The organism is Richelia sinica FACHB-800, from assembly GCF_014698825.1.
Lineage (GTDB): Bacteria > Cyanobacteriota > Cyanobacteriia > Cyanobacteriales > Nostocaceae > FACHB-800.
On the sequence record NZ_JACJTT010000022.1, the window covers coordinates 47,026 to 59,695 of the forward strand.

General features: G+C 41.7%; 11 protein-coding genes. 3 read left to right on the forward strand and 8 right to left on the reverse strand.

All coding sequences use genetic code 11. From position 1 onward, the window contains the following. Positions 1-30 precede the first annotated feature (30 nt). The 6 genes from H6G73_RS15480 to H6G73_RS15505 all read right to left on the reverse strand — a co-directional run bounded on the left by H6G73_RS15480 (position 31) and on the right by H6G73_RS15505 (position 5,886). Positions 31-847, reverse strand: a protein-coding gene (locus H6G73_RS15480) for an IS5 family transposase (protein ID WP_390840172.1) whose coding sequence is annotated in 2 segments (ribosomal slippage) — positions 31-739 and positions 738-847 — 819 coding nt in all. Because the reading frame shifts where the segments join, the coding sequence is not laid out codon by codon here. A 388-nt stretch (positions 848-1,235) separates the two neighbouring features. After that, complete coding sequence (locus H6G73_RS15485) at positions 1,236-1,838, reverse strand: cytochrome c oxidase subunit 3 (protein ID WP_190606006.1); 603 nt, start codon at positions 1,836-1,838, stop codon at positions 1,236-1,238. An 85-nt stretch (positions 1,839-1,923) separates the two neighbouring features. After that, positions 1,924-3,585 carry a cytochrome c oxidase subunit I gene (ctaD, locus tag H6G73_RS15490; protein WP_190606008.1) on the reverse strand — a complete coding sequence of 554 codons (1,662 nt, stop codon included), beginning with the start codon at positions 3,583-3,585 and terminating at the stop codon, positions 1,924-1,926. Between the two features lie 90 nt (positions 3,586-3,675). Continuing rightward, positions 3,676-4,611, reverse strand: a complete 936-nt coding sequence (locus tag H6G73_RS15495; RefSeq protein ID WP_190606074.1) for a cytochrome c oxidase subunit II — start codon at positions 4,609-4,611, stop codon at positions 3,676-3,678. Between the two features lie 172 nt (positions 4,612-4,783). Next, on the reverse strand, positions 4,784-5,389 hold the full coding sequence (locus H6G73_RS15500; RefSeq protein ID WP_190606010.1) for a DUF2231 domain-containing protein: 606 nt from the start codon (positions 5,387-5,389) through the stop codon (positions 4,784-4,786). Then, positions 5,386-5,886, reverse strand: a complete 501-nt coding sequence (locus tag H6G73_RS15505) for a DUF2231 domain-containing protein (protein ID WP_190606012.1) — start codon at positions 5,884-5,886, stop codon at positions 5,386-5,388. The genes H6G73_RS15500 and H6G73_RS15505 overlap by 4 nt, the downstream gene beginning before the upstream one ends. A 950-nt stretch (positions 5,887-6,836) precedes the next feature. Between H6G73_RS15505 and H6G73_RS15510 the strand changes: the two genes are divergently transcribed. Next, positions 6,837-8,582 carry an FAD-dependent oxidoreductase gene (locus tag H6G73_RS15510; protein ID WP_190606014.1) on the forward strand — a complete coding sequence of 582 codons (1,746 nt, stop codon included), beginning with the start codon at positions 6,837-6,839 and terminating at the stop codon, positions 8,580-8,582. Between the two features lie 107 nt (positions 8,583-8,689). After that, positions 8,690-8,893, forward strand: coding sequence for a heterocyst-inhibiting protein PatX (patX, locus tag H6G73_RS25145; RefSeq protein WP_190606016.1), 204 nt, complete (start codon positions 8,690-8,692; stop codon positions 8,891-8,893). 527 nt (positions 8,894-9,420) lie between these two features. On the opposite strand, the gene H6G73_RS15520 is transcribed toward patX, so the two are convergent. Beyond that, positions 9,421-10,479, reverse strand: coding sequence for a class I SAM-dependent methyltransferase (locus H6G73_RS15520; RefSeq protein WP_190606018.1), 1,059 nt, complete (start codon positions 10,477-10,479; stop codon positions 9,421-9,423). 293 nt (positions 10,480-10,772) lie between these two features. Here H6G73_RS15520 and H6G73_RS15525 point away from each other — a divergent pair, with 293 nt between their 5' ends. Then, on the forward strand, positions 10,773-10,973 hold the full coding sequence (locus H6G73_RS15525) for a hypothetical protein (RefSeq protein WP_190606020.1): 201 nt from the start codon (positions 10,773-10,775) through the stop codon (positions 10,971-10,973). A 99-nt stretch (positions 10,974-11,072) separates the two neighbouring features. Here H6G73_RS15525 and glnA read toward each other — a convergent pair whose 3' ends face one another. After that, positions 11,073-12,488 (reverse strand): type I glutamate--ammonia ligase, encoded by a 1,416-nt coding sequence (glnA, locus tag H6G73_RS15530; RefSeq protein ID WP_190606022.1) that lies wholly within the window; start codon positions 12,486-12,488, stop codon positions 11,073-11,075. Positions 12,489-12,670: the final 182 nt, after the last annotated feature.

Sequence of the window (12,670 nt, forward strand, 5' to 3'; positions counted from 1 at the left end):
GATGTTTTAAAAGTCAAAGCCAGTTAAAAATTATGCTAATCGCCTGACCATGATGCGAATCATTGCAATATAGATAAAAGTTTCTGAAGTTTGAGGCAGATGTTCATAATCCTTACTCAAGCGCCTACACCAATTGAGCCATCCAAATGTTCGCTCTACAACCCACCTTTTTGGTAAATGGACAAAGCCCTTTTTCTCTAAAGGTCTGAGAACAATTTCAACGATCCATCGAAACATATCTATGACCCAACGTGCAAACTCCTCACCTCTATAGCCCCCATCCATCCAAATTGTGTGCAATCGTTTTACCTTGCCACCCATACCATGAACTTGTTCTAGGACTTTTTTAGCCCCTTGTCGCTCAGGTATAGAAGCAGACGTAACCAAGACTCTTAAAACTAGCCCTAGTAAATCTACTGTGAGATGCCGCTTTCTACCGTGTATCTTTTTAGCCGCGTCATAGCCAACTTCTTGATAGATCATTGTTGCTGTTTCTACTGACTGGCTATCAACAGCAGCTTCAGATGGTCTTGGCTCACGTCCTGCTGCTACCCTTACCCACTGGTAAAGTTTGTCATGTACTTTTAGCCAAGTACCGTCTAAACGCCATGCTCGGAAATATCCGTAAACTGTTTGCCACGGAGGAAAATCACCTGGTAAACCTCGCCAACTACAACCCTCACAAAGCACATAAACAATAGCATTTACAACTGTGTACATCACCGTATTACGTTCGCGAAGCGTCTCCCCTTGGGAGAGGACGACCACCCGTTTTGGCTTCTCTTAAGAGGTCTGAAATCAGTTCCCACTGTTCCCAGGTTAAGTTACTAGGATATGCTTTAGTCATTGACTCACAAGGTGCTGTTATCTGTAATCTCAGCTTAAGCCTTGTGAGCTTTTTTACGATAGCCCCCCACTTTTAAAACATCCTCTTAGCCTCAAAAATCAACCCTATCAATTATTTGGTTGTTCTTCTTCATCTGACAGAAGATTTTTATTTTAATAATTTAGCATATTAGATACTGAAGAACCAAAATTTTTATATAACATGATATCACTTAGTAAATGAATTAGATAATCTGGTTTATAACCATATGAAAACCAACCCAATATTGTCCGTTACTATAAGATAAATAACCATTTACCAATACCACACAATTGTCTTTCCCCTACTTGTAAGGGTTTAGCATTGCTAAACCCTTACATCAATTTTTGCTGTTTGCTTGCTAAAAAATCTACTGCCAAACGTAGATGAGGATAAACAGAACAATCCAGATAACGTCAACAAAGTGCCAAAATAAGGAAGTGGCATCTACACCAAAGTGACCGTTATCGTAGTTTCCAGGTAGGAAAGAACGAATCAAAATAAGGAACTGTAACAGAATACCGGTGAATACGTGCAAACCGTGAAACCCTGTTAACAGATAGAAAAGACCGCCAAAAGTACCGGAAGTGAAACCAAACTCTAAGTTACTCCATTCCACTGCTTGTCCATACAAGAAGTAACTACCCATTGCCATTGTTAACAATAGGAATGCCCGAAAACCTAATAAGTTTTTCTTAGCTAGATGCTTCTCAGCTAGGTAAATTGTAAAGCTACTAGAAACCAAGACAACTGTGTTAATCGCAGGTTCTTTAATTTCTAGTCCAAAAACGCCAGCGGGTAACCAATCTGTTGATGTGGTTTTGTAAATAATATAGCCAGCAAAGTAGCTTAAGAAAATGACACTTTCTGATAAGAGAAAGACAATAAAACCGAACATTTTATTGCCTTCTTCATCATGTCCATGTTCATGACTGGGATGATGTAACTCTTCTGGAGAAACAGAACTATTCATTGGCACAATACTCCAAAAACAAGTGATAGATGGCGGATGATAGGTGACAGTTAACAATGGGAGGTTAACAGTCAACCATCACCATTTATTCTTTTGCAGATGCAACTAAAGGTTCAGATTTGCCGTAGCCGTAAGGTTCGCTAATAACAGTGGGAATTTCTTCAAAGTTTTCAACTGGTGGGGGAGAAGGTATAATCCATTCCAAACCTATTGCCCGCCAAGGATTATCTGGTGCTTTTTCACCTTGCATCCAAGAAATCACAATGTTGAAAATGAAGGGTAATGTAGACATTCCCAACAAGAAGGAACCTAAACTAGCAACGATATTCCAACCGACTAAATCTGGTGCATAGGAAGCCGCGCGGCGTAACATCCCTTGCAAACCTAATGGGTGCATGGGTAAGAAGTTGAGGTTAGTACCAATGAATGCCAACCAGAAGTGGATTTTGCCCCAACCTTCATGGAACATTCTGCCGGTCATTTTGGGGAACCAGTGGTAGAGGGCTGCATACATGCCCATTGTGACGGTTCCATAAAGAACATAATGGAAGTGACCAACTACAAAGTAGGTGTTGTTAACGTGAACGTCTACGGGGACAGAAGACAACATAATGCCTGTGATGCCGGCGAAGACGAACATAATTAAACCACCCAAGGCAAACAGCATAGGTGTAGTTAATCGCAACTTACCACCCCAAATAGTTGCCACCCAAGCAAATACTTTAATGCCTGTGGGTACTGACACAAACATTGTTGTCAGCATGAAAATCAACCGCATCCAACCAGGGGTACCACTCACATACATGTGGTGAACCCAAACAATTGCACTGACTACGGCGATTAAGATGGAAGAAATGGCAACAACTTTGTAACCAAATAAAGGCTTACGGGCGTAAACGGGGAAAATTTCTGAGAAAATCCCGAAAATGGGGAGAATAATCACGTAAACCGCAGGGTGGGAATAGAACCAAAAGTAATGTTGGAACATCACTGGGTTCCCACCTTTGCTGGGGTCAAAGAAGGCAGTACCAACGGTTAGGTCAAACAGCAGCATAACTGCACCAGCAGTTAAGGCGGGAAGACCAAATAATTGGATGATTTGGGCACTGAATACTGCCCAAACAAACAGGGGCATTCTGAAAAAGGTCATGCCAGGGGCGCGCATCTTCACAATGGTGGTGACAAAATTGACCGCACCCATGATGGAAGATACACCGGAAACCGCTACCGCTAATAACCACAGAACTTGACCATTCACCAAATTACCTGTGGGGTTTTGCAAACTGACGGGAGGATAAGCCCACCAACCAGCTTGGGCAGGGCCGCCGGGAACGAAGAAACTGGACATGAGGAGAATACCCACCACTGGCACCATCCAGAAGGCGACGGCGTTGAGGCGGGGAAAGGCCATATCTCTGGCCCCAATCATAATGGGAACGAGATAGTTAGCTAAACCAACAAGGGAGGGAAATGTCCACAGGAACAGCATTACGGTTCCGTGCATGGTGAACATTCCGTTATATACGGTGCGGTCTACTAAGTCTGCTTCGGGGGTAATGAGTTCACCCCGGAGAATCATGGCGAAGATACCGCCAACGAGGAAGAAGATAAAGGAGGTAACGAGATATTGAATCCCAATTACCTTATGGTCTGTACTAAAGCCAAAGTATCGCTTCCAGTTACCTGGTGATTCATGGTGATTTGATCCACCATTGACACTAATTCCGTGCAGAGGGATGTTAGTCATTATGTTGGAAAGGGAGGTTTTCTTTTTACCAAAAAGTTTGTTTGGTGGGAATTGCTAAATTGAGATTTCTGCGTCCAAATCTCTAAATGATTAGCCGTGATAATTCACCAAGGGAGGTGCGGCGGGTTCTACTGTTTTCCAACCAGTTTGTACGGGTTGTTCGAGTTTTTGAGCATATTCAGATGCTGCTTCGTTGGGTGCTTGGGTAGGACGATGGCCAGCAGCTTTGTTTAACCATTGGTGAAACTCATTAGGAGATTCAACGATGACATCTGCACGCATGGTGGCAAAGTAGGTTCCGCTATATTGGGAGTCGGTGAGGCTATAGGCACCGGGGCGGATGGGGGTAAATTCAAAGTCGATGTTGTGACCAGGTACGATGTCTTGTTTGAGGCGGAATGCGGGGATGTAAAAGCCGTGGAGTACGTCTTCTGAATGTAGGGCTAAGCGCACTCGGCGATCGCTTGGTAAATGCAATTCAGTACTTGTAACATTCTTCTCAGGATAATGGAATACCCATGACCATTGCTTGGCAATGACATCGATTTTTTCTACATTCTCTACAGGTATAGCTTCTTCTGTCTCTACTTTATGTTTACCTGCTGCATAAGCAGATTCAATTTTCATAGGGTTGTGCAGGTGTACCAGTTGAGAAGGCCCTTGAATACCCATCTCTTGGTAAACTTCATAGCTGTAACCTGCAATCCACAACACCAACAAGATAGGGATAGCAGTCCAAACCACTTCTAAAGTGATATTACCTTCAATGTGAGGCCCATCACTCAAATCGTCTTTGTCAGCACGATGGAAGAGAATGGAGTAAAATAACGTTCCGGTTACTCCTAAGAAAATAAATGATCCCACCGTGACCAAAAAGCTAATTAAATCATCAATCAAGTGGGATTCAGCTGCTGCTTGAGGAGGAAGCCAAGAATAAGATTGTTTGCCGATCCAGATACTAATGATCGTCACGACAACTAACCCAGTGACTATAGTCAAAAAATTGAGAATTTGCCGCATTTTCATAATAGTTGTAGGTGATTGGTGATTGGTAATTGGTAACGGATGATGAGTGCTTTCCACAGTTAATACCAATTGGAAAAATGATTGGAATGGATCAAGATATAACTTGCATATCCATCCAAAATTCACAATTCACAATCCAAAATGGTATGATTACCGATTACCTAATTACCGATTACTTGAGTGAGTTGTTGATGTCTTGTCCCATGCGTAGCAAACTATCAGCAGTGTTGTGAACACCAAATTCAGCAGCTAACTGTGCTCCTAATGTGCCATGTATGTACATTAGAAACATGATGGTAATTCCTGCTAATAAATAAGTCAAACTGACTTGTCGAGTAGATTGTTTGCCGGTTGCATAACGCTGTCTACCACGCCAGAATGCCATACCCACAATGAATGTGAGGAGAATTACACCACCTACACCATGCCAAATCATGGTTTCCATTGCTTGTAAACCCCAAGCACTTTTAATTTCTGTTGGTGGACTTGCTAGCAACATTTCATAAAAACCCGCTGCTACTGTGAAAAAAGTAATCACCGCAGAAGCTAGCATGTTGTACCAACCAACATCAAAAAGTTGGGAACGTTCTACAGAAATGGCGAGAAATTTAAAGGCCCATTTTTCTAGGGGAAAAAGTACACCAATGATATCGAAAGTGATACCAATAATGAATAAACCCAAAGTCAGATGTACTAAGTTAGGATGAATGGGAATCAAGTAAGGCAATCCATTCGCACCAAGTTGATGACCGATTTGATTAATTAGTTCTGAGTTCATGGTAAGAGTCCATCCTTTACTGCTTCCACAACTGGAACTGTGTGTAGTCCATATACCCACACCAGTTCATCACCGAGATATACTTGCACACCAACAATGCCAGTTAAAATTACTCCGGCTGCTATGTAATGAAATGGCAATTTATGGGGGTTCTTGGAACGAAGAACATAGCGCCAAGCAGTAATAGCGGCGATGATTCCTGATAGTGACCAGCCAATTAATGTGTGGAGATTCAAGACTGATTTGGCTAGGTCGTAAGGCTTGGCTAAACCTGCTTCAAATTGACCGAAAATAATGGCTACGAAAATAGCAACGGTGGCTACACACATATTCCACCAACTAACCTCAAATAAACGAGTTTTGCCGGTCAAATAGCCAATTAAGTCACAGACAAAAGCAAATAATACCATCGCAATTACAAAGTGAACTACGATAGGATGGATTGTATCTGGATAGGGTAAATTGTGGTCGTTTAACGACGTAAGTTTCTCTAGCATGGACTTCTCCTAAACATAGTGAATGACTCCTAGAGTGAGCTTTGATTATTGCTCAATACTCACTCATTACAACACTTGTAATCACACCTGCCTGGGAGGAGACAAAGATGAATCTGAAGCTAGCCAGCAAAACAGGTGTAGATGATAGTGAATAAATTGGTAAGGTAGCTGCAATTTATCGCTAAATTTTTCGGTCAATTTAGTTACTCATACCAACAGTTTGTAACAGCAATTATCGACGTAGCTTGACAAAATTACTGTCGGGATTTTAATTGGTTTGACCTACTTTTTAGATTACGTAAACTTTTATGAAATGTCAAAACCTAAAAGTTAAATTTTGAGAACTTGTGAAAACCCATGCTGGTGATTTTGATAATCTAGTCATGCTGGGTTGCTGTGAATATTATGAAATAGAAAGAAAAGATTTTGGTGTCTAGTGATGTACAATGAAAAATTATTAATTTGTGGCGAAAATAACAGAAAATTTTTAGATTCAATGGTAAATCGATAGAATTTAAAATTCCGATTTTTAAAATAGGATTAATTGCAAAAAATTCTATCTAATTCGTTTAATAATCATTCTAATTGAAAATTTGCAGAAATAGCTACATATCGATTAAAAAATAAAAATTAGCACTTAAAAAAACTAGCTTTTACGAAGAAGACAGAAGTTACAGAAGTTGCAGGAGTTACAGAATAATTCAAAAGAAGAAGACAGAAGTTCAGGAGTTCAGGAGTTACAGAATCATTTATTTAATGCGATTGCTGCTGAATCCTTGCATTTTTAAACCCCTGTTCGCGCAGCGTGGCGCAGCCATACTTCTGTTCGCGTAGCGTGCCGTAGGCATACTTCTGCAACTCCTGAACTTCTGAACTCCTGAACTTCTGACCTCCTCTTGTCTAAATCCCCTTGAGTGTGGAAAATATGTCGAAACTCCAGTGAGGTAACAATGGTGATTCAGACATATACAGCCGATGTTCTAGTGGTGGGTGGGGGAACAGGTGGCACTGCTGCGGCAATTCAAGCGGCTAGAAGGGGTGCTAACACCATTCTCGTGAGCGAGTTTCCTTGGTTAGGAGGTATGTTAACTGCGGCTGGGGTATCTGCACCTGATGGGAATGAATTAGTTGCCTTTCAAACTGGTTTATGGGGTGAGTTTTTACGAGAGTTAAACCGAAGACAACCAGGGGGACTAGACAATAGCTGGGTCAGTTTTTTTAGTTATGAACCCCATATTGGGGCAGAAATTTTTGCTGATTGGGTGCAAGAATTACCCAATCTTCACTGGATTTCGGGACAAGTTCCCTTAGAAGTATATCGTCAAGGCGATCGCATTTCAGGTGTCCGGTTTGCTGATTTTAGCGTTACAGCCAAAGTGATTCTCGATGGCACAGAACTAGGAGATTTATTAGCTTTAGCAGAAATTCCCCATCGTTGGGGTTGGGAATGGCAATCTGAATGGGGAGAACCCAGTGCCCCGGTTGCAGCTAATTCTCTGACCCAACAATATCCTGTGCAAGCACCCACATGGGTGGTAGTTATGCAAGATTTTGGGGAAAATATCGCCCCTGCAATTCCTAGCGCCCCAAACTATGACCCTTCTTTATTTACAGGGGCTTGGCATAACTATGGCCCAGAAGAATTTTTAAACTATGGGCGCTTACCAGGGGATAAATTCATGATTAATTGGCCAATTTGTGGCAACGACTACGGCCAAAATTTGCAGCGTTTGCTAGATTCAAACTTAGGAAGAAGTGAGTTTGGCCAAGAATGCCTTTGGCATAGCCAAAACTTTGCCCATTTCATCCAAACTCAGTTTGGTCGGCGTTATGGCTTGGCAGAGAGCGTTTTTCCTAATCCTGCTTCCGCTTTTGCCCTCCATCCTTACTTCCGCGAAAGTCGCCGCTTAATTGGATTAAAAACTGTCCGTGAACAAGACATTCTTCCTTTAGCTGGCGCAGAAGTGGCATCTATCTTTGATGATACGGTTGCAATTGGTAACTACGCCAATGATCATCATTACCCTGGTGTGAAGTTTGCACTGCAACCTAAATCTCTTCGTTGGGGAGGTCGTTGGACTGGAACTCCCTTCACCATTCCCTATGGTTGTTTGATTCCCATCTCTACTGATGGTTTATTGGTGTGTGAGAAGAATATATCTGTATCCCATATTGCCAATGGGGCTACAAGATTACAGCCAGTAGTCATGGGTATCGGTCAAGCAGCAGGGATGGCTGCGGCTCTCTGCGTGGAATTAAACTGTCAACCCAGGAATTTACCAATTAGGACATTGCAACTATCTTTACTAGAGAGCGATCGCTCTCCATCTGCAATTGTTCCTTTATTTAATCTGCCCCCCCATCATCCAGAGTGGTTAAACTGGCAAACCTATTATTTAGACCACCCTGAAGCTTATCCTGCCGATGGCAATTGTCCATGCTTTGCCATGGTTGATGATGATTACAACAGATTTACCCGCTTTACAGGGATTTTCCAGCGATTAGATCGGCAAAATTACCGTTTTCAGATGGAAACGCCAACTCAATTAGCTACTCAATCGTGGCAATTAGTAACTTTGCGATCGCACATCAACCAACAACTGCAAAATCTCCCGCAAACACAAAAACTCAACATCTGGGGTCGCATAAATTCATCTGGAAATTGGTTACTCGTTGAATATTTCAACGAAGTATAAAAGTGGTTTTTGTTCAGTAAAATACAATACTTTTTTATAAATTTTCCGGACGAATATATAAAAGCTAAGTATCAGTGAATTGGAGAGTTCTTAAATAGACATCTACTATGCGTGCTGCTATTTCACTTTTAGTATCGAGTCTGGTATTTAGCTCCTTAGCTATAAACCACCAAACCACCTCTACCGGCCTTTCCGACTTGCTCATGAGTTCTTCTGACTCACAGCAACTCATCGCTGGTAGATCCAAAACAAGACCTAACCAACCACAAAACCCCGTACCTCATCGCGGTAGTGGTAGAAGCGAAGCATGAATGGAATCTTTTCCCACTATCCCCATTGCTGTTTAACAGCTATAGGATTGTACCTCTGACAGGAGGTTTAGTTGCTAGAACAGGAATTCAATTACCTACTCACCGGGTGTTTAACATCCTTGACACAACTGTTAACACCTAGAAACAAGACAGTTAAAGCACTATTCCATTCATCTTCAGCCTCAAATTTGCCCTTCTCTGACAGAGATATAGACAGTTAAAGCACTACATTACTGATTATTTGACTCATATTTTCATTTCTCTGCGAGAACCAAGACAGTTACAGCACTGCATCACTTCCTAGTCACGGTTCCCCTTCATCAAAACACCCGGTAAGTTTAGCAACTCCGGCGTGTATGAGTGACTTTAGTCACAAATACACGCGCTAACTCTAATGTTTACTAGTCAAGGAAGTTAGGGAAACACATAATTACCTATTTTTGGCTTGTAGACAAGGCCTCAAAAATGGTGTGTGGAGATTGGGTATTAATTAGGTGCAAAAAAGTTATTATTCATATTTCTGCAAGTCAAACTGGCTTGCGAGCAATCAAATATTTGCTGAAAAAGTGGACTTGTTCCTCGATATTGTCAAAACCAGCCTTTTCCAAACGCTCTACTAAATTATCTGTAATGTAATGGCGATAGTAGGGTTCATGGAAATTCTCAATAAAGCTATTCATGACAGGCTCTAACTCTGGTGAATCAATCAGTTGCATAGAATCGCAAATAATAAAAACTCCTCCTGGTTTAGTTACACGAAAACATTCATCAATCACTGTTTGGCGAACTGAGGCCGGTAACTCATGAAACAGAAAGACTGACGTGACAGCATGAAAATAATCATTTACAAAAGGTAATTCCTCCGCATTTCCTTGTAATAATTGTGGTAATTCACCAGGAATTTGAGATAACAATTCATTAGCTTTGCGTAAATAATGCGGTGATAAATCCAGACCATATAAAGATACTTGCGGAAGTGAGGCTCGTATTAGCTTCAGTGTTCCTCCTGTTCCACAAGCTACATCTAAAATTTTAATTTGTTTTTGGGGCAGGTCGCTAAAAAAGCCCAGTTTTTGTTTTAAAGGTGCTAAGATACGTCTTCGCATCGCATCAGCTACACCACCAAAGAGCAGTTCCACCTGCAAGTCATATAAGTTAGCCGACAGGTCACTCAAATAGCCATTAGTTTGATGGTGAAAGTTCTGTACATAGTAGCTGGGATAACTATCTCTCTCAATATCCGCCCCAAACTCTTGATTTTTATTTTGCTTCACCCGCTCCCAAATCATCGGCAAGTCTAGCAGCACCATTGGATAATAGCGGAGAAAATCTTCCCAAGGGTTGTCAAACAACAAGCTGGTCGGATAAATACCAATTTCCGCATCTCGCCAATCAGTTTCTAGTAACTGATTAAATCTGGCTTGTACCTTCGGTATCAACTCCTGGGGAAGCAGGGGAGGCTTTTGGAGTAGTGAAGGATAGAAAAGATTTCTGATTTGCTCACTCAGGCTCTTATGGGCAAAACTGAAGTAACTCTTGCTTTGGTGAAAAGTCTGATAGGCCAGCTTCGTTAAAATGTCTGACATAACAAATATTTAAAAAATATTAACTTTTGTTTTTATAACTAAAAAAATATAAAAAATAAAGCCTTTGGGCTGTCAAGCCTTGAATAAAGAAAAAGCTATCTTCCTAGACTCGTATACCTCTGTTTATTAGACCTGTGGCTGCATCTTCTCCTGTCAATTAGACAATATTATAAAGTTTTATTACAAAAATCTAATTTGTAGCTTAAGTTACAGAATTTTTTGCTATCCTAAATATGTGAAAGAAATAATTAATTCTTTATCTGCCAAAACTTAAATATAAGGGAGACCCTATTATGTCTATTCAAGAAAAATCTCGTGCATTAATGGTGCGCCAATATCAGCAAGTTAAGAATCGTCAGCAATCTATGTTGATGCGTGCTGCACAAGAGCTAGGTCTTCCTGAAGAACTATCTCATTATTGGCATCCTATTCAAGGCAAAATCGACCCTACAACCCGCATGATTTACGGTAGCAGCAGTGCATCTATGAGCTAATGACGTTATGTTCTCTCCAACTCAACACAGATATAGAAAAAGCCACCCATCGGGGTGGCATCAAATTCTCTATTATCTTTGGGAGATGAGAACTAGCAATTAGCAATCGTAATAGAGGAAGAATTCGTAGGGATGGGGACGTAGCTGCATAGCCTTCACTTCGTTAGCCAGCTTGTAGTCAATCCAGTTTTGGATGAAGTCTTCAGTGAATACGCCTGTTTCAGTTAAGAACGCATGGTCGTTTTCCAGCGCTTCTAGGGCTAAATCCAAGGAACCTGGGGTAGAAGGAATCTTCGCCAGTTCTTCTGGAGATAGCTCATAGATGTTCTTATCTAGAGGCTCACCAGGGTGAATCTTGTTCTTAATCCCATCAATACCAGCGCACAGCATCGCTGCAAACGCCAAATAAGGGTTAGATGTGGCATCTGGACAACGGAACTCTAACCGCTTGGCTTTGGGGTTATCGCCAGTGAGAGGAATACGTACAGAAGCAGAACGGTTACCTTGGGAGTAAGCCAGGTTTACTGGAGCTTCATAACCAGGTACGAGGCGCTTGTAAGAGTTTGTAGTTGGGTTGGTGATAGCTAAAAGTGCAGGTGCGTGCTTGAGGATACCACCAATGTAGTAGAGACCCATTTCGCTTAAACCAGCGTACTTGTCACCTGCGAATAAGGGCTTACCATCTTTCCATATAGACTGGTGACAGTGCATACCAGAACCGTTATCGCCAAAAATTGGTTTTGGCATGAAGGTAACGGTTTTGCCGTATTTTCTGGCTACGTTTTTGATGACGTATTTGTAAGTCATCAACCAGTCTGCTGCTTCAATCAATTTACCGAAGCGGAAGCCTAATTCGCACTGACCACCGGTAGCAACTTCATGGTGTTGTTTTTCAATGGGTACACCACATTTTGCCATTGTCAGCAGCATTTCTGTACGGATATCTTGGTAAGTATCCGTGGGGGGTACTGGAAAGTAACCTTCCTTGAAGCGTGTTTTGTAACCCAAGTTGGGACTTTCTTTTCTGCCAGTGTTCCAACGACCTTCTACAGAGTCAACGTGGTAGTAGCTTTCATTAGCAGTTTGGTCGTAGCGGACATCATCAAAGATGAAGAATTCTGCTTCTGGGCCAAAGAAGGCGGTGTCACCTAAACCTGTAGAAGCAAGATATTCTACTGCTTTTTGAGCAATTACACGGGGACACCGGTTATACCATTCACCAGTACGTGGTTCTTTAATGCTACAAATAATACTTAGAGTTGGTTCCTTCATGAAGGGGTCAATCCAAGCTGTGTTTGGATCTAACACCATTGTCATGTCGGATTCTTCGATACCTTTCCAACCCCGAATACTGGAACCATCGAAGGGTACACCAGCACTAAATGAGCTTTCATCAATTTGGTCGTGGTACACGGTCAGGTGTTGCCATGTTCCTGGTGCATCGATGAATTTCAGATCGATCATCTGAATGTTCTGGTCCCGAATCAGCTTCAAGACTTCTTGTGGGGTTGTCATTCTTACTCCTTATGTAACCAATTTCCTGAACTAAAACTAGGATCTACCAAAGCATCCTAACCCTACTAGACTCCACCAAGTTATGACACACCTGAAATATCGTAAATACTGGGCTTGAGGGAATTTTGTACCTTTGGCTACAGATTCTCTGGATTACAGGTTATATTAACCTTTATCTCTCA